The organism is Pseudonocardia sp. ICBG601 (genome assembly GCF_020496245.1).
In genome coordinates this window covers 32,016-48,262 of sequence record NZ_JAHLJA010000039.1, presented here as the reverse complement: position 1 = coordinate 48,262, position 16,247 = coordinate 32,016, and the positions used below count along the sequence as shown (strand labels likewise).

Genomic DNA, 16,247 nt, shown 5'->3' with positions numbered 1-16,247 from the left:
TAGCGTTCCCGAGGTGGACGTCGGCGGGCAGGCTTCGCTCTTCACCGCCGGGAGTGCGGCCCCGGCGTACCGGCACGAGCTCGCCGACGGAGCGTGGGTCGACGTCGCGGTCGGCTGGGTCCCCGACCCGGACGAGCTGTTCACGCTGCTGCGCGCGACCGTGCCGTTCCGCGGTCACCGCCGCCGCATGTACGACCGCGTGGTCGACGAACCGCGCCTCACTCACCGCTGGGTGCTGCCCGACGACACGGTGCCCCGCCGGCTGCGCGACATGGGCTGCACGCTGGGGCAGCGCTACGGCCACGCCTTCACCCAGATCGGCGTGAACCTCTACCGCGACGGCGCCGACGGCGTGGCCTGGCACGGCGACCGGGTCGCCCGTGAGCGGCCCGACGCCGTCGTCGCACTGGTCGCCCTCGGCGCGACGCGGCCGCTGCGGCTGCGCCCGACCGGCGGCGGCGCCTCGGTGTCGTTCCCGCTCGCCTCGGGGGACCTGTTGGTCATGGGCGGGACGTGCCAGCGGACCTGGCAGCACAGCGTGCCGAAGGTGGCGCGCAGCGGGCCGCGCATCAGCGTCCAGTTCCGGCACCTGTATCCGGGGATGCCGGCGGGCGGTGGGCCGACATAGTCTGCGTCGATGCAGCGCAAGATCGGCGTGATGGGCGGGACGTTCGACCCCGTCCACCACGGCCACCTCGTCGCCGCCAGTGAGGTGGCGGACCGCTTCGCCCTCGACGAAGTGATCTTCGTACCGACCGGGAGGCCGTGGCAGAAGAGCGCCCGCGACGTCTCGCCCGCCGAGGACCGCTACCTGATGACGGTCATCGCGACGGCGTCGAACCCGCGGTTCTCGGTCAGCCGCGTCGACGTCGACCGCGACGGTCCCACCTACACCGCGGACACCCTCGCCGACCTGCACGACGCCATGCCCGACGCGCAGCTGTTCTTCATCACCGGCGCCGACGCGCTGCAGCAGATCCTGTCCTGGCACAAGGTCGACGAGCTGTTCCGCTACGCGCACTTCGTCGGCGTGACCCGGCCCGGGTACGAGCTGGCCGACGGGCACCTGCCCGAGGGGTCGGTGACGACGGTGGAGGTGCCGGCGATGGCGATCTCGTCCAGCGAGTGCCGGGACCGGGTGGCCTCGGGGCGGCCGGTCTGGTATCTCGTTCCGGATGGGGTGGTGCAGTACATCTCCAAGCGCAGTCTGTACCTGAATCCGGACGTCTGACCTGCGGTTTCTCTGACGGGTACCCCCGCGGGTACAAATCCGGTACAAGATCACCTGACTCGGATGGTCAGCGCAGACCCGCACCGAGCGCGGTGTCGACGAGCGTCCGGGTGCGGTCCAGGGCGTCCGGCCACTCGTGCGCGTAGGTGTTCAGGGTGATCATCGGCGAGCTGAGGCGAGCCGCGCGCGGAGCTTCGTCGCGAGGCCGACGTAGAGCAGCCTCAGGCCCGACACTACGGGGTGGGGAAGACCCGGCAGAGCAGGCAGGATGGCAGGAGGCATCCACCAGGCGTAGAGCCCCGGAGCAGATGGCGCCAGAGCGCGGACGTCCTCGGGGTGGACCGGACTGTCGACCAGCGCGTCGATGACGGCCGCGATCGGTGGGGGAGCGGACGACATTGGGGCAGTCTGCCGAGCGTTCGCGCAGCGAGGTAGCTGTTCGTCAGCGCGTCCACCAACGGCGATAGACAGCGACAGTCGTTCGAGCAGGTTCACGCTGGTCGGGGCATGCTAGATCGAGAACGCCGCAGGTCCGCGGATCGCGCTGATTCGTTCCGGCTGAACGTCTGAAATGCAGGTCGAGTCGGACTCGCCTTCCGTGCGGACGACGGCGGGAGACGGTCAGGCGAACACGCGCGCGAGCCAGTTCGACCAGGCCTGCTCAGTGGCCTGACGGTCGATGTCGGCGTAGATGTAGTGGCCCACGGCCTGGGGCATGCCCATCGCCGAGTTGTCGTGGAAGCGGTACAGGCCGTCGTCTGTGCGCAGTGCGAGGAAGTTGACGAACGCGGGGTAGGCGAAGTCGACCACCCCCTCAAGCGCGGGCAGACCCTGCGGGGTGAGGCGCAGTTGCTGCCCCTGTTCGAACGGCCCCTCGACGCCGAGGGCTTTCTCGAGGGTTGCCCACGAGTTCGGCGTCGCAGAGGAGGGCGGCCCCTGGGTGGTGACGAAGTTGGCGGGCCGTCCGGCGAAGTGCTTCAGGTACTCGGCCAGGGTGTGTAGGTACATGTCCCAGCCGTAGCCGGTCATCTCGCCGAAGTCGAACTCGGCCTCCCAGTCGTCGCCGAGGTAGCCGCTGTGGACGAAGGTGAGTGAAGTGGTGCTGTCGTCGTCGGCTGCAACGAGATATTCGAACGCATGGAAGGCGCCGTTCTCGGCCTCCGGAGTGCGTACGATCAGACGCTCGTTCTCAGTGGCCTCGACCCCCATCTCGTCCATCGCCTGGTAGGGATCCGGGGACCAGGCGGCCTGGCCCTCCGGGGTGGCGATCGCTCGCCACACCTGCTCGGGGGTGGCTTCAAGGACGACGGCCTTGCGGATCTCGAAGTTCTTGGACATGTTGGTGCTCCTTAGAGCGTGTTTGGAAATGGTGGGTGTGTCGGGATGGTCGACACGGCTGGGGTGCTCCATCGTGGTCGGCATGCAGGAACGACCGCGCCGGTACCCCTCGGACACCAGTGATGCCCAGTGGGTGGTGATCGAGCCGTTGTTACCGCCGCTCGCGCGGCGGGGGCGGCCTGTTGCTCATGCTCGTCGGGACGTGCTGGGGGCGATCTTGTATGTCGTGCGGACCGGGTGTGCCTGGCGGGCGTTGCCGGTGGACTTCCCGCCCTGGCAGACCGTCTACTGGTACTTCAACCAGTGGGAACAGCAGAAGGTCACCGAGAAGATCCTCCCGGTCGTGCGGGGGCAGTTACGTATCGCCGAGGGCCGTGATCCGGAGCCGAGTGCGGGGATCATCGATTCCCAGTCGGTCAAGGGCGCCGACACCGTCGGCCAGGACTCCCGCGGCTACGACGCCGGGAAGAAGACAGGCGGACGGAAACGGTTCATCGTGACCGACACCCTCGGTCTGCTGCTGACCACGATGGTGTGCTCGGCCTCGGTACAGGACCGCGACGGCGCCAAGCCGATCCTGCTCAACCTCTACCTGCGCACCAGGGTGCGGTTCGTCTACGCCGACGCCGGCTTCGCCGGGCGACTGCTCGACTGGGCCGCCACGATCCTGCAGACAACGATCGAGATCATCCGCAAGCCACCCGAGCAGCGCGGATTCACCGTCCTCCCACGAAGGTGGGTGGTCGAACGGACCCTGGCCTGGCTCACCGCACACCGACGCCTGGCCCGAGACTACGAACGCCACCCCACCACATCCGAAGCCATGATCCGCTGGGCCGCGATCAACACCATCACCCGCCGCATCGCCCGTGGATACCCCGCCACCCGCCAGCAGAAACACACGACACCCTCAACCCACTAGAATTTCCAAACACGCTCTTAGCGGTGGTGCCGGCGGGCTCTGGTGGGTCAGAGAGTGCTTCGGCGGGCGGTTGATGAGGTCAGCGGAGGTCGCCGTTGGCGGTATCGGGGACGGCGGGGTGCAGGGCAATGACCAGGCGGTTGAGCTTGCCTGTTCCGGCCGTTCCTGGTTCCTGGCCGGTGTGATGCCTGGCCACCAGCTCGGTGACGACGGCGGCGAGCTCTTCAGTGAAGGCGGCCCGGTCCGCCGCGGAGGCGAAGCGGATCTGGCCGTCGATCGCGAAGGTCGCCACCGGCTTACGCGCCCGCTGCGCCCCTGCGAGCAACGTGCCGACGTCGCGCACGAGTCGGGATGCCAGGGCGAGCAGCCAGCGCGCCGAAAGCTGGTCCGGGGCGCGGCTCGGGTCGGGCTGGAGCCGCCCGAGCGCTCCGGGGGAGATCACGTAGGAGGCGGACGTAGCCTGCAGTATCCGCTCGGTGAAGTTGCCTCGGCGCCGCTCCTCGACGAGTTCGACCAGGCCATGCTGCTCAAGGACTCTCAGGTGGTAGTTCACCTTCTGCCGGGGGATGCCGAGCCGGGCGGCGATGGTGGAAGCCGACCCCGGCTCGATCAGGTCCGCAAGGATCTGACGCCGCAAGGGGTCCAGCGATGCCTCCGCAGCGGCTGGGTCCTCGATGGTGCTCACTTCGTGCATGCCCCCATCCTGGCCGTTGACAAATATTATTGTCAACGGTGGGCCTCGCGAGCGAGGGCGCTATCGGACCGCGCGGTACTCGGGCGATGCCTACGCTTACTGGCGAGACGAGACGATCGTTGTGAACGTCCAGGCTCAGACTGTCGCCTGCGGCTGGTCGGGGGGCTCGCGCTGACCAGCGCTCAGGAACGTGGTGGCGGCATACAACAGCCCGGTACAAATCCGGTACAAACCAGCGCGGTCAGCGACGCCCAACGACGGCCGGCCACCACCACTGAGTTTGCAGGTCAGAGGTCGGATCGACGATGTTTCGGGTGGTCGGAGATCCGGTACAAGATCGCTCAACGCTGGAGGCGGTCGATCGTGCGGTCCAGCCACGCTATGGCTGCTGCGGTCTGTGAAAGCGCGTAGTCGACCTCGGCGAGGTGCGTCCACGGTTGACCCGAGTCGAGTGCTCGGGCGTGCTCGCGTGTGACGTCGGTGAGCCGTGTCGTGAGTCGCTCGCGTCGCCGGCGGAGGAGGAGGCAGGCCTCCTGTGTGTCGAACAGGCCGATGTAGGCAACTGCCTGGACGAAGTGGTCGTGATCCGGAGACGTGTCCTGAACCTGGGAGCGGACGCGGTTCCGTAGCTCGGCGAGTCCTTCCTCGGTGATCCGGTAGGTGGCGACGTCGTCGATCGAGTCAGGTCCGCCGAGCTCGACCCAGCCGATGTCGCCGAGTCTGACGAGCAGGTTGCGGACGGACCCCCGGCCGACCGAGAGACCCGAGGCGTCGAGCCGTCGCGGCAGTTCCTGGGACACGGCGTAGAGGTGGAGCGGCCGCTCGACGAGAAGGCCCAGCAGTGAGGTGATGGTCGGGTTGTCGAGCATCGACGCAGGCACGGGACGAGTGTAGTCTAAATAGACTACTGTGGCTCCATGCGGTGTGGCATCTACCCCGGCGGTCCGGTCGGCGGAGACGGCGAGATCATCGGCTCGATCCCCGACGAACCTCGGTCGATCGACTCGGCGCTCGCCTGTTTGCGTGGATCGAAGCCGTTCCACCTGCGGGCTTACGCGCAGTTCACTGACGACCGTGCAGCGGGTGACGTGCACATCCAGCATCCGCGGGCGCCCGGCCGGTACGTGGACGAGAACACCCGGCTCGACCTCGTTCTGCAATATCGGTCGGCGTCCGGCGACATCGCCGGGTTATGTGCCTTCGTGGCGCGCATGATCGCGGAGTACGGTCCGGTCCTCGGCGCCGTGCAGATCGGAGAGGAGGCGAACGTCACGGACAATCCGGTCCTGGACGGCGCGTACCCCGGGTCCTGGAAGCAGTGGCGTCCGCGATCCTCGTGGCCAAGAACTCGGCTCGCCGTTCCTGTCCCGATGTGCTGGTCGGGACCAACACCACCCAGCTCATCGCGGATCCGCACTTCTATCGACGACTGCTCGACAGCGTTCGTCCGGATGTCGCCGGGCATCTCGACTACGTAGGACTCGACGCCTTCCCCGACGTGTTCGCGCCGCTATCCCCTGGCACTGACCCGGCCGCGGTCTGCACCTGGCTCCTCTCCTCGCATCGCACGGATTCACTCACCCCTGCCGGTCTCGGTGACATGCCGCTGCATCTCACGGAGCACGGATGCCCGACGGGCCCGAGCAGGGACGTCGAGCGTCAGAGCGCCATGCTCGACGCCATGTTCGTCAGTGCTCTGCAGCCTGGTTCTGGCGTCACGTCCTACATGCATTTCAGCCTGCGGGACGCATCGGACGACGGATCGCTCTTCGGCGGGTTCGGCCTGATGACATCGGACTACTCGCCCAAGCCGGCGTTCCATCGCTATCGGCAGCTCATCGATGAGCACGCAACCAGCTTCTGATCAGTCGACGAAGGTGTGCATGGTGTGGGTCGGTCGTTGGTGCCATGGGTGCAAGGCTGTCATATTGAAGCGGCACCAGCACTTTTTCGTACCTGGAGGCTTATTCAGGGCCCGTGAAATAACGATCTAGCCCGGCGTGTCGGGTTGGGCGACAGCCCGTCCATCGCGAAGATTGGTTTGTCGAATCAATCCGAGATGAATGGGCTGTCGCAGTATGTACTATACCACTGGCTTTCGGCGTGATGAGATTCAGGATCTTGCCGCTCTGGTGCATGAGCAGGATCAGCGGAACGCGACTGGCCTGCGACGGCCTTGGCCGCCGATTCTGGGATTGTTCTGGTCGGTGGTGATCACGTTGGCGTATCTGCGCGGGAATCGTGTGCAGTGGGAGTTGGCGGAAACCTACGGGGTGTCGCAGTCGACGGTCAGTCGAGCGATCGCGGGGGTGACACCGTTGCTGGCGCAGGCGCTGCGGAGTGTAGTTCCGACTGCGGAGGAGCTTCGTGCCGATCGGCAGTACATCATCGACGGAACCCTGCTGCCCTGCTGGTCATGGACCGCCGTACCAGGTCTGTGGTCGGGCAAGCATCGCACCACCGGCGTCGTCGTCCAGGGGGCTTATTCACAAGGGAGTAATTCTGTTGATCTGCGGAAGCCGTCACCGGCGATTTTGTCTCGATACCGGCACGGCGGTGTGTCGCGCTTGAAGTGCAACAGCCCTTGCCGGTTTGTTCGGTGTTCCCAGGCATCGAACGAGGATCGGCGAAGAGCTGTTGCGATTCAAAGCTATGACAGGGTTGGACGATAGACAACTCACCGATCTGGTGGTGAGAGTACACGCCCGATGCGGCGGCAAGTTCGTTTCTGCAGGTAGGCCTGTTGCGTTGGGCTTGTTCCGGTCAGTGGCCATGGTGGTGACGCTGATGCGCAAGAACGTGACCCAGGACTTCGCGGGCGCGATCTTCGGGGTCAGCCAGTCCACGGTCAGTCGCCGCTGGGACCTGCTGCGCCCGGTGATCGGCGAGGTCCTCGCCGACGTCGTGCCCGACCCGCGGGAGGTCCTCGGAGGCGGAACAGTGCTGGTCGATGGCACCGTGTGCCCGACGTGGGACTGGAACGCAGTGTCCGACCTGTTCTCGGTCAAGGCCGGCTACTCGGGCATGAACCTGCAGATCGCCGCCACCCTCGACGGAGTCCTCGTCGCGGTCGGCGAAGTCCCGATTCACGGCGCCCGCCACGACGCACATGCCTACGCCGCATCCGGGCTGGCGGAGCGTCTGCGCGATCTCCCGTCCGTCGCCGACCTCGGCTACATCGGCGTCGAGGGCATCAACACGGTCCCGCACAAGCGATCCCCCGGTATCGACCTCGACCCCAGCCAAGTCGAGTTCAACACCGCCCTCGGCAGAATCCGCGCAGCCGTCGAACACGCCATCGCGCACCTCAAAACATGGCGCATGCTCAGCGAAGAAGGTGGCCGATACCGCTACCCCATCAGCAAATACGAAAGCACAGTTGCGGCAATCGTAGGCCTCTACTTCTTTGCGGCTTATGAATAAGCCTCCAGGTCGCAGCCACCCTGGAAGGGCAGCTGTCGTGGATCTCCGACCCGACCCCAGGCTCCCGACACGACCTACATTGCCTCGACCAATCCGGCGCCCTCGACCACCTCGCCACATACCCACCGATCGGCGATAAAGGCTACATCGGGCGCGGCATGCTCACCCCGTTCAAAAAACAACCCGGCCGGGAACTTCTCGACTGGCAGAAAACATTCAACAAGAGCCTCAACCGCACACGCGCCACCATCGAGCGAGTCATCGCCCATATCAAGTCGTGGAAAGTTCTCCACACAGACTACCGCCGACCCTACGCCACATTTAAAACGACGATCTCGGCAGTCATCGGACTCATCTTCTACGCACTTACCTGACGGAGCCTGAATAAGCCTCCTGATACGGTCACCTTGTGCCGAATCTAGCTTCCGTGATCTTCGAAGTACCTCCGGGGCGGACCCAGGACTACATTGCCGCCTTCGAGCGTGCTGGGTACAGAGCAAGCGCAGAGCGATTCCACGGGCGGCAAGAAGAAATTGTCATTGGCGGCTATATTCCTGAAGTGTCCGGGCCAACCGAGAATCAGATGCGTCAGTACTCCGAGATGTGCGACGAACTCGGCTCCGTGCTGACTGCCGCGGGGCTGACCGGTTGGCGTTGCGCTGGATACGGTGCGGTGAACGAAACAGAAGGTGAGTGAATCAACTCTGCCCGTCAGCTCTCGCGAAGTGGGCAGACCTGGGGGTGGGGGCACCGGGGGCGGCCCTGGGCTGTCTTCGCTGTCTGCGGTCGGGCAGCCTGCTCCGGCTCCCAGAGGGTCGTGTCGATCGCTCAGATCGGGCGGACGGGTCGGGCCGGATTGCCAGCAGCGACGTCGGTCGTCGACGAGGTCGGGTTCGTCGAGGTACCAGTCGTTGCGGAGCATGCGTTCCTTGTGCTCGCCCACGTGTCCGATCCTGCGTCCTGACGGTCCTCGGGTACGGATCCGGTACACACCAGCCTCGCCGACGACGTCCGACGACGACCGGCCTCTGCCGGCGATTCCGCAGCTCGGTGGCCGGATGGACGGTGTTCCGGCCGGCTTGCGTTGCTCAGATGCTCGGGTTCCGCCGCAGGTGCAGCGTTCTCGCGGGGCCCGCCCCCGGGTGGTGCTCCTCAGACCTGGGCGGAGCCGCCGTCGACGGCGAGCTCGGACCCGTTGACGTAGCTGGACGCGTCCGAGGCGAGGAAGACCGCCGCGGCCGCGATCTCCTCGGGCTCGGCCAGCCGGCCGAGCGGGACCGACGGCCCGGCGGCGGCGAGCGCGTCGGCCGGCAGCAGGTCGACCAGTCCTTGGGTGTGCGTGGCGCCGGGGGAGAGCATGTTGATCCGGTACCGGCGTGTCCCGGCGTCGTGGGCGAACCCGCGGACCAGGTTCCGGAGCGCGGCCTTGGTCGCGCCGTAGACGGGCAGGAACGGCTCGGGACGCGACGCCGCCGTCGATCCGGTGAGGATGATCGACGCCCCCGGCGCGAGAAGGGGCAGGGCCTTCTGCACGGTGAACAGCGACCCCTTGACGTTGGTGGTGAACATCGCGTCGAACTGCTCTTCGGTGATCTCCCCGAGCGGCGCCACGATCCCGATCCCGGCGTTGGCGACCAGGACGTCGATCCGGCCCGCCTGTTCGGCGACGGTCGCGTAGAGCGCATCGAGGTCGTCGAGCCGGCCGACGTCGCAGCGGACGCCGGTGACGCCGTGTCCGAGCTCGGCCTCGACCTCGACGAGCTGTTCCCGACGGCGGCCGGCGACGAACACCCGTGCCCCCTCGGCGTGGTAGGCCCGGGCGATCGCGCGTCCGATGCCCGCGTTCGCACCGGTCACGACGGCGACCTTGTCCTGCAGAACCGTCACGTCAGCTCTCCGCTCCTGTTGTTGACTGATCGGTCCATAACACCTGATATGGACCGATCAGTCAACAACGGGGGGTGGTCGACTCTCCGGAGCCGATCAGGGCGGGGGCAGCAGTCCCTGGAGCAGGGTCCCGGCCATGGTCGACAGGATGGCCGGGTCCTGGCCGACCCGGCCGAGGACCAGGAGGCCGAGTTGTCCGGCGAGCACCGCGTGGGCGGTCTCGTCGGGGTCGACGTGGGGGGTGACGTCGCCCTCGCGCTGGGCCCGTCGTACGGCCTCGGCCAGCAGGGTCGTCGTCGCGGCGTAGCTTCGCCGGGCCACGGCGGCCACCTCGGCGACGTCGGCGGACAGCTCCATCGCGGTGTTGGCGAGCAGGCAGCCCCGCCGTGCCTCCGCCCCGTCGGGATCGCGCAGTGGGCCGGTCACGAAGTCACGAACGACGTCGACGGCGCGGTCGCTCTGCTCCAGACGGGTGCGCAGCATCGCGTCGTTGGCGTCGTCGTACTCGCGCAGCACGCGCAGGAACAGGCTCCGCTTGTCCCCGAACGCCCCGTACAGACTTCCCTTGCCGAGGCCGCTGGCGGCCAGGAGGTCGTCGAGCGAGGTACCTGCGTACCCCTTGTCCCAGAACGCCGCCTGCACGGACGACAGGACCCGCTTCTCGTCGAACTGGCGGGGACGCGGCATGATGCGATGCTACTGATTCTGGACCGGTCGGTTCACCATCGAACGGTGTACCGGCGGGTGGGCCGGGGGAGCCGTCACGTCGTATGGAATCGAGCCGGCGACGAGCCCCGGTCGTCGACATGGGCGACAAGGCGCCTCAGGTGCCGTTCGACGACCTCGACGGGCTCGACCACCGGGGGAGCGCCGGGCGGTTGGACGTGCTCAGCGGAGAGTCCCACGGTCAACGCGACCAGGAGCTCGACCTCGATGTCCGCCTCCGGGGTTGCATCGACGATCGGTGCCAACGCGCTCCGCAGGACCGAGCGCAGATCGCCGCCCATGCGCGTGGTGACGGGGCGATAGGCGTCGTTCAACCGCGCTGCGGCCAGGAACTCCTGGAGCACGATGAGCTCGTCCCGACCGAGGTCACCGGTGGGGATCAGGGCGAGACACACGCTCCGGAGCGCGACCACGGCGGATCGGGCGTCGCCGCGGTCGGGCCGGGGCAGGCCGCGAGCCTGGTCTGCATGCGGCGTCCGACCTCCTCGGCGGCGGCGATCATCATCGACTCGCTCGTCGGGAAGTGGTGGCGGACGGAGCCGAGGTCGATCCCGGACTCCGCACTCACGCGGCGCTGTGACACCCCGGCCACGCCACCGTCGCGGATCAGGGCGAACACCGCCTCCACGATGCGAGGGCGGGCGTCCTCGGCGCGCACCCTGCTCATGTGCTGTCCCACACCGGGGTGCCGGTCTCGTACACCGTCCCATCCTGGCGGAAGACCAGGAACCGGGTGAACAGCCGGGCCAGCCACCGGTCGTGGGTGACGGTGAGGACGGTGCCGTCGAACGCTCCGATCGCGTCCTGCAGCACGTCGGCCGAGTAGGGGTCGAGGTTGTCGGTCGGCTCGTCGAGCAGGAGCAGCGTGGCGCCGCGCAGCTCCAGCAGGAGGACCTGGAAGCGGGCCTGCTGGCCGCCCGAGAGCGTGTCGAAACCGCGATGGGCGGCCGCCGCCAGGTCGTAACGGGCCAACGCCCGCATCGCGCGCTCCGGATCGGTTCCCGGACGCTGTGGCCCGCCGGCGACCAGCAGCTCGGCCAGGCTGTGCCCGGTGAACTCGGGGCGGCGGTGGGTCTGGGCGAACCATCCCGGTGTCACACGGGCTCCCAGCCGGACCGTCCCGACGTGCGCCACCGGCTCACCGCTGTCGGTCGCGTCCGGATCGAGGCCCGCCAGCAGTCGCAGGAAGTGCGACTTGCCGGTGCCGTTCGGTCCGAGGACGGCCAGCCGGTCGCCGTAGAAGACCTCGATCGAGAACGGCGCCGTGAGTCCGTCGAGGGCCAGGTCCTGGCATGTCACCACCCGCTGCCCGGTCCGGCCACCACCGAGCCGCATCTGCAGGCGTGGTCGGCGCGGCACCGCCTCCGGCGGGCCGTGGGCGTCGAACCGGGCGAGCCGGGTGCGGGCGGCCTGGTAACGGCTGGCCATGCCGTCGTTGTACGAGGCCTTCTGCTTCATCTCGTGGACCAGCCGCACCAGCCGTTGCCGGTCCTCGTCCCACCGTCGGCGGAGCTCGTCGAGCCGCTCCAGACGGTCGGCGCGGGCCTCGTCGTAGGTGGCGAACCCGCCCCCGTGCGTCCAGACCGTGTTGCCCGCAGGGTGCAGCTCGATCGTGACGATCCGGTCGGCGCTGCGACGCAGCAGCTCCCGGTCGTGCGACACGAGGAGCACCGTCTTGTCCGTTTCCCGCAGCTGCTGCTCCAGCCACTCCTTGCCCGGGACGTCGAGGTAGTTGTCGGGCTCGTCGAGCAGGAGCACCTCGTCGGGGCCCCGTAGGAGCACTTCGAGGGCGAGTCGCTTCTGCTGGCCGCCGGAGAGCCGATCGGTGCTGCGGAAACGGATCTCGTCGTACGGCGATCCCACTGCGATCGTGCAGCAGCGGTCCCACAACGACTCGGCGTCGTACCCGCCGGCGTCGCCGTACTCGGTGAGCGCCTCGGCGTAACGCAGCTGCTCGGCCGTCCCGTCCCGCTCGATCAGCGCGTCCTCTGCGGCGTCGAGCCGTCGGCCGGCCCGTCGCAGACGTTCCGGTGACAGCTCCAGCATCAGCTCACGCACGGTGCGGTCGCCGAGGAACTGGGGCATCACCCCGAGCCCGCCCGAGCTGTGCACGGTGCCTGCCGACGGTTCGACCGTGCCTGCGATCAGAGCGAGCACCGTCGACTTCCCTGCGCCGTTCGCACCGATCAGCGCCGTCGTCGTACCCTCGCCCGCCCGGAACGACGCCGCGCTGAGCAGGACTCGTCCGTCGGGCAGGACGTGGTCGACGCCTTGTGTCTCCACGTGACCCATGCGGTCACCATCGCACCTGTGATAGTGGGGCGCCTCGGAGTTTCGGGCGTCACGTCGGGCCCGGTGACGTCCCTGCTCAGACCCGCTGCAGCTCCAGCACCGGGATGATCCGCTCCGTCGAGCGCTGGTACTCGCCGAACTGCGGCTCCAGCGCGACCTGGCGGGCGTAGACCTCGTCCCGCTCGGGACCGGTGACCTCCCGCACCCGCACGGGCAGGGTCTCGATGCCGAGCTCGACGCGGGTGTCGGGGTTCGCCAGGAGGTTGTGGTACCAGTCCGGGTTGGTGTCGGCCCCGCCCTTGCTGGCGAAGATGAAGATCCGCTCACCGTCGAGGAGCGGGACCAGGGGCGCGATCCGCTCGGTGCCGGACCGGGCTCCCGTGTGGTGGACCAGCACGAGCGGCTTGCCCTCGAACATGCCGCCCGCTCGTCCTCCGGTCGCCCGGAACTCCTCGATCACGGCGCGGTTCATCGCCGCGAGGTCGAACGGGGCCGACGCGTCACTCATCTCGTGCTCCTCCAGGGGGTGTCCGGTGCCGTCCGGCACCGCTGGGGTCAACCTCGCCCCGTCGTCGGCCATTCCGGCGGGCCTCGACCCGATCGACGGGCCCGGCCGCGTCGGGTACCCAGGACCTGTGGAGTCCTTCGAGTTCGTGCGCCTGTCCGACGGGCTCGTGTACCGGTTCCACCGCGAGGCGACCGACACGACCGGGCGGCCGGTCTACCGGCGGGCGGGGTCGTGTGGTGCCGGTGGCTCGACGGTGCCGGCTGGTGCGTCGTCGACGGCGAGGACCGGCCGAACGGGTGGCCGGTCGGCGGTTCGCCGGACGGCACCACGACCCCGCCGGCGACGCGCTGGTACAGCGAGAAGGCGGGGCGGGGACACCTCTACGAGCTGCGTCCCGGTCAGTAGCCGGGTAGCGGTGCCGGAGGTGCGGGCACCGCTACCCGGTGGCCTCCATCGCCACGTCGGCCACGTCGCTGCCGCGCCAGGTGTCGGCCAGCTCCTGCACCGGCATCCCGAGCGCCTCGGCGAGGCAGACGATCGTCCCGAACCCCGGGCTCGGCAGGCGTCCGGTCTCGATCTTGCGCAGGGTCTCGGGGGAGACCCCGGCGGCCCGGGCGAGCTTGACGGGGTCGCGGTCGCCCCGGGCCCGGCGCAGCAGCGCACCCAGACGGCGACCGGCGTCGATCTGCTCGGGCGTGAGAGGGTGGCGGACCATGGGACGAGACTAAGGTCGGTATTACTGTACCGGCAAGCGTTGACGCTCCGGTATAGTAATACCGTGATCGAACTGAAGACGCCGGCCGAGATCGACCGGATGCACACGACCGGCCGGTTCGTCGCCGAGGTGCTCACCGAGGTCGGCCGGATCGCCGACGTCGGCGTGAACCTCCTCGACATCGAGCTGCACGTGCGCGGCATGCTCGCCGAGCGCGGCGCCGAGTCCTGCTACTGGGACTACGCCCCGTCCTTCGGGCGCGGCCCGTTCCGCAACGTCATCTGCCTCTCGGTCAACGACGCCGTGCTGCACGGGCTCCCGCACGACTACGTCCTGCGCGACGGCGACGTCCTCAGTGCCGACATCGCCGTCAGCATCGACGGCTGGGTCGCCGACTCCGCCCGGACGATCATCGTCGGCACCACGGCCGACGAGGGCGACCGACGTGTCATCCGTGCCACCGAGGACGCCCTGGAGGCCGCGATCGACGCGGCCCGGCCGGGCAACCGGCTCGGCGACATCTCCGCCGCCATCGGTGGGGTCGCCCGCGACTACGGCTACCTCGTCAACACCGAGTTCGGTGGGCACGACCTCGGCCGCACCATGCACGGCGACATCCACATCCCGAACACCGGGCGGGCCGGTCGCGGTCTCACGCTGCGACCGGGGCTGACGCTCGCGCTCGAACCCTGGTTCGCACGGACCACCGACCGGATCGTGTTCGACCCCGACGGCTGGACCATCCGCTCCGCCGACGGTTCGCGCACCGCGCACTCCGAGCACACCGTCGCGATCACCGAGGACGGCCCCCGGGTGCTGACCCGGCGCGGGCAGGACTGACCGACCGGGCCGTCCCGGACGTCTCACCGGTGTTCACCGACCTCTCCGGCCGGCCGCTGCTGATGACCGTGCGTGACGGGCCGTCGGGCTCAGGTCGACGCACCGTGATACCGGTGGAGGTACGCGCGGCACCGTCCGCGACATCGATCTTGTTGCGGCACACGAGAGTTGGGAGCTCAGTGCCCACGACCCGACTTCGCGCGTTACCACCATGTGAACTCCGATGACCTGACCATGCCGATCCTCGACCGCGCCCAGCTCGCCGAGCTGCGCCGCAGCACCGGTGCGGCGCCCGCCGAGCCGCCACCGAACGCCGGGGCCTGGCTGCTGATGATGATGCTGGGGCTCGGCATCGTCGTGACGATGCTGGTGCTCGTCGTCGCCTGGAGCTGATCCCCGCCCGGACGGGATCTTGTGCCGCGCGTCACAAAGGTGAAGAGTCGCTCCGGTCCGCGTCTTCGACGGAGCAGGAGCGTGACAGAGCAGTGACGACCGTGACGACAGCGCAGCCGGCCGCGATCGAGAATCCCTTCTACACCCACGAGTTCCATGGCGACTACGAGCTGATCAGCGTCGGCGAGTTCGCGCTGGAGGAGGGCGGGGTGATCCCCGACCTGCAGCTCGCGGTCGCCACCTTCGGCACGCTGAACGCGGCGAAGGACAACGCGATCCTGGTGACGACCTGGTACTCGGGGACGCACCAGATCTTCCGCGATGTCTACATCGGCCCGGACCACGCGTTGAACCCGGAGCGGTACTTCATCGTCGTGGTCAACCAGATCGGCAACGGTCTGTCGACCAGCCCGCACAACGCCTCGGGCGCGAACGCCGGCATCGCGATGTCGAACTTCCCGCACGTCCGGATCGGCGACGACGTCCGCGCCCAGGAGCAGCTGCTGCGCGAGCACTACGGGATCGACCGGCTCGCGCTCGTCGTCGGCGGATCGATGGGTGCGCAGCAGACCTACGAGTGGATGGTGCGGTTCCCGGACAAGGTGCGCCGTGCCGCGCCGATCGCCGGGACCGCGCAGAACACCCCGCACGACTTCCTCTACACGAAGGCCCTGGTCGAGGCGATCACCTCCGACCCGGGGTGGAACGGCGGGAACTACGCGAGCAACGCCGACGTCGAGGCCGGGCTGCGGCGCCACGCCGGCATCTGGGCGGTCATGGGCTTCTCCACCGAGTTCTGGAAGCAGGAGGTCTGGCGCGCCCTGGAGTTCGACTCCAAGGAGGCCTTCATGGCGGGCTTCCTGGAGCCGTACTTCACTGCGATGGACCCCAACGACCTGCTCTGCATGGCGTGGAAGTGGCAGCGCGGCGACGTCGCCCGCCACACCGGCGGGAACCTCGCCGAGGCACTCGGTCGCAACGAGGCCGTCACCCGGGTCATCCCGATCAACGAGGACATGTTCTTCCCGGTCCGCGACCACGAGGCCGAGCTGGAGCTGACCCCGCACGCGACGATCCGCGTCGTCGACGACCTGCTCGGGCACCTCGCCCTGTTCGGTGTCGCGCCCACCTACATGCCGCAGATCGACCAGTACCTGCAGGAGCTGCTCGACAGCCCGGCGTGACTGCGGGCCCGGGCCGCCCCCGACCTGCCCGTTCGGGGACGGTCCGGTGCACTCCGGGCACATTCGTGGCAGATACTGCCAGTAAATCGTAGGC

Annotated in this window: 21 protein-coding genes and 1 pseudogene; 12 read left to right on the top strand and 10 right to left on the bottom strand. The window is 68.3% G+C overall.

What is annotated here, in order from left to right:
- Positions 1-13 precede the first annotated feature (13 nt).
- Entirely contained in the window at positions 14-628 is a 615-nt protein-coding gene (locus KPL57_RS14645) for an alpha-ketoglutarate-dependent dioxygenase AlkB (RefSeq protein ID WP_226352043.1), read from the top strand.
- 9 nt (positions 629-637) lie between these two features.
- Positions 638-1,231, top strand: a complete 594-nt coding sequence (gene nadD, locus KPL57_RS14640) for a nicotinate-nucleotide adenylyltransferase (protein ID WP_226352042.1) — start codon at positions 638-640, stop codon at positions 1,229-1,231.
- Positions 1,232-1,852: 621 nt separating this feature from the next.
- On the opposite strand, the gene KPL57_RS14635 is transcribed toward nadD, so the two are convergent.
- Positions 1,853-2,569, bottom strand: coding sequence for an SRPBCC domain-containing protein (locus tag KPL57_RS14635; protein WP_226352041.1), 717 nt, complete (start codon positions 2,567-2,569; stop codon positions 1,853-1,855).
- 28 nt (positions 2,570-2,597) lie between these two features.
- Here KPL57_RS14635 and KPL57_RS14630 point away from each other — a divergent pair.
- Positions 2,598-3,507: pseudogene (locus tag KPL57_RS14630) on the top strand (IS5 family transposase); the annotation flags it as partial.
- 63 nt (positions 3,508-3,570) lie between these two features.
- Here KPL57_RS14630 and KPL57_RS14625 read toward each other — a convergent pair.
- Both KPL57_RS14625 and KPL57_RS14620 read right to left on the bottom strand, forming a co-directional pair.
- Positions 3,571-4,185, bottom strand: a complete 615-nt coding sequence (locus KPL57_RS14625) for a helix-turn-helix domain-containing protein (protein WP_020627080.1) — start codon at positions 4,183-4,185, stop codon at positions 3,571-3,573.
- Between the two features lie 341 nt (positions 4,186-4,526).
- Positions 4,527-5,066: a PadR family transcriptional regulator gene (locus KPL57_RS14620; RefSeq protein ID WP_226352039.1), complete on the bottom strand. Its 540-nt coding sequence runs from the start codon at positions 5,064-5,066 to the stop codon at positions 4,527-4,529.
- Positions 5,067-5,503: 437 nt separating this feature from the next.
- Here KPL57_RS14620 and KPL57_RS14615 point away from each other — a divergent pair, with 437 nt between their 5' ends.
- From KPL57_RS14615 to KPL57_RS14595, 5 genes are all read left to right on the top strand, one after another.
- Positions 5,504-6,049 carry a hypothetical protein gene (locus tag KPL57_RS14615; RefSeq protein WP_226352038.1) on the top strand — a complete coding sequence of 182 codons (546 nt, stop codon included), beginning with the start codon at positions 5,504-5,506 and terminating at the stop codon, positions 6,047-6,049.
- A 214-nt stretch (positions 6,050-6,263) separates the two neighbouring features.
- The gene (locus KPL57_RS14610) at positions 6,264-6,857 is read left to right on the top strand and encodes a transposase family protein (protein ID WP_226352037.1); all 594 of its coding nucleotides are present in this window, start codon (positions 6,264-6,266) and stop codon (positions 6,855-6,857) included.
- Between the two features lie 100 nt (positions 6,858-6,957).
- Positions 6,958-7,608: a transposase gene (locus KPL57_RS14605; RefSeq protein ID WP_226351147.1), complete on the top strand. Its 651-nt coding sequence runs from the start codon at positions 6,958-6,960 to the stop codon at positions 7,606-7,608.
- Positions 7,605-7,982 carry a transposase family protein gene (locus tag KPL57_RS14600; RefSeq protein WP_226352057.1) on the top strand — a complete coding sequence of 126 codons (378 nt, stop codon included), beginning with the start codon at positions 7,605-7,607 and terminating at the stop codon, positions 7,980-7,982. Before KPL57_RS14605 ends, KPL57_RS14600 begins: the two co-directional genes overlap by 4 nt.
- A 53-nt stretch (positions 7,983-8,035) precedes the next feature.
- Positions 8,036-8,305, top strand: coding sequence for a hypothetical protein (locus KPL57_RS14595; protein WP_226352036.1), 270 nt, complete (start codon positions 8,036-8,038; stop codon positions 8,303-8,305).
- A 455-nt stretch (positions 8,306-8,760) separates the two neighbouring features.
- Here the strand turns inward: KPL57_RS14595 and KPL57_RS14590 are convergent, their stop codons facing one another.
- The 6 genes from KPL57_RS14590 to KPL57_RS14565 form a co-directional block, all read right to left on the bottom strand.
- On the bottom strand, positions 8,761-9,495 hold the full coding sequence (locus KPL57_RS14590) for an SDR family NAD(P)-dependent oxidoreductase (protein ID WP_226352035.1): 735 nt from the start codon (positions 9,493-9,495) through the stop codon (positions 8,761-8,763).
- Between the two features lie 96 nt (positions 9,496-9,591).
- Complete coding sequence (locus KPL57_RS14585; RefSeq protein ID WP_226352034.1) at positions 9,592-10,182, bottom strand: TetR/AcrR family transcriptional regulator; 591 nt, start codon at positions 10,180-10,182, stop codon at positions 9,592-9,594.
- A gap of 74 nt (positions 10,183-10,256) precedes the next feature.
- Positions 10,257-10,565 (bottom strand): TetR family transcriptional regulator C-terminal domain-containing protein, encoded by a 309-nt coding sequence (locus tag KPL57_RS14580; RefSeq protein WP_308252875.1) that lies wholly within the window; start codon positions 10,563-10,565, stop codon positions 10,257-10,259.
- A 35-nt stretch (positions 10,566-10,600) separates the two neighbouring features.
- Positions 10,601-10,888, bottom strand: coding sequence for a TetR/AcrR family transcriptional regulator (locus KPL57_RS14575; protein ID WP_226352032.1), 288 nt, complete (start codon positions 10,886-10,888; stop codon positions 10,601-10,603).
- Positions 10,885-12,513 (bottom strand): ABC-F family ATP-binding cassette domain-containing protein, encoded by a 1,629-nt coding sequence (locus KPL57_RS14570; RefSeq protein ID WP_226352031.1) that lies wholly within the window; start codon positions 12,511-12,513, stop codon positions 10,885-10,887. The genes KPL57_RS14575 and KPL57_RS14570 overlap by 4 nt, the downstream gene beginning before the upstream one ends.
- A gap of 76 nt (positions 12,514-12,589) precedes the next feature.
- A complete protein-coding gene (locus tag KPL57_RS14565) occupies positions 12,590-13,021 on the bottom strand; it encodes a nitroreductase/quinone reductase family protein (protein WP_226352030.1) in 432 nt (143 codons plus the stop codon).
- Between the two features lie 231 nt (positions 13,022-13,252).
- Here KPL57_RS14565 and KPL57_RS14560 point away from each other — a divergent pair, with 231 nt between their 5' ends.
- A complete protein-coding gene (locus KPL57_RS14560) occupies positions 13,253-13,426 on the top strand; it encodes a hypothetical protein (protein ID WP_226352029.1) in 174 nt (57 codons plus the stop codon).
- Positions 13,427-13,457: 31 nt separating this feature from the next.
- Here KPL57_RS14560 and KPL57_RS14555 read toward each other — a convergent pair whose 3' ends face one another.
- Entirely contained in the window at positions 13,458-13,736 is a 279-nt protein-coding gene (locus KPL57_RS14555; RefSeq protein WP_226352028.1) for a helix-turn-helix domain-containing protein, read from the bottom strand.
- Positions 13,737-13,799: 63 nt separating this feature from the next.
- Between KPL57_RS14555 and map the strand changes: the two genes are divergently transcribed.
- The 3 genes from map (at position 13,800) to KPL57_RS14540 (ending at position 16,153) form a co-directional block, all read left to right on the top strand.
- A complete protein-coding gene (map, locus tag KPL57_RS14550) occupies positions 13,800-14,576 on the top strand; it encodes a type I methionyl aminopeptidase (RefSeq protein ID WP_226352027.1) in 777 nt (258 codons plus the stop codon).
- Between the two features lie 234 nt (positions 14,577-14,810).
- Positions 14,811-14,969 carry a hypothetical protein gene (locus KPL57_RS14545; protein WP_226352026.1) on the top strand — a complete coding sequence of 53 codons (159 nt, stop codon included), beginning with the start codon at positions 14,811-14,813 and terminating at the stop codon, positions 14,967-14,969.
- A gap of 101 nt (positions 14,970-15,070) precedes the next feature.
- Positions 15,071-16,153 carry an alpha/beta fold hydrolase gene (locus KPL57_RS14540; RefSeq protein ID WP_226352025.1) on the top strand — a complete coding sequence of 361 codons (1,083 nt, stop codon included), beginning with the start codon at positions 15,071-15,073 and terminating at the stop codon, positions 16,151-16,153.
- Positions 16,154-16,247 lie beyond the last annotated feature (94 nt).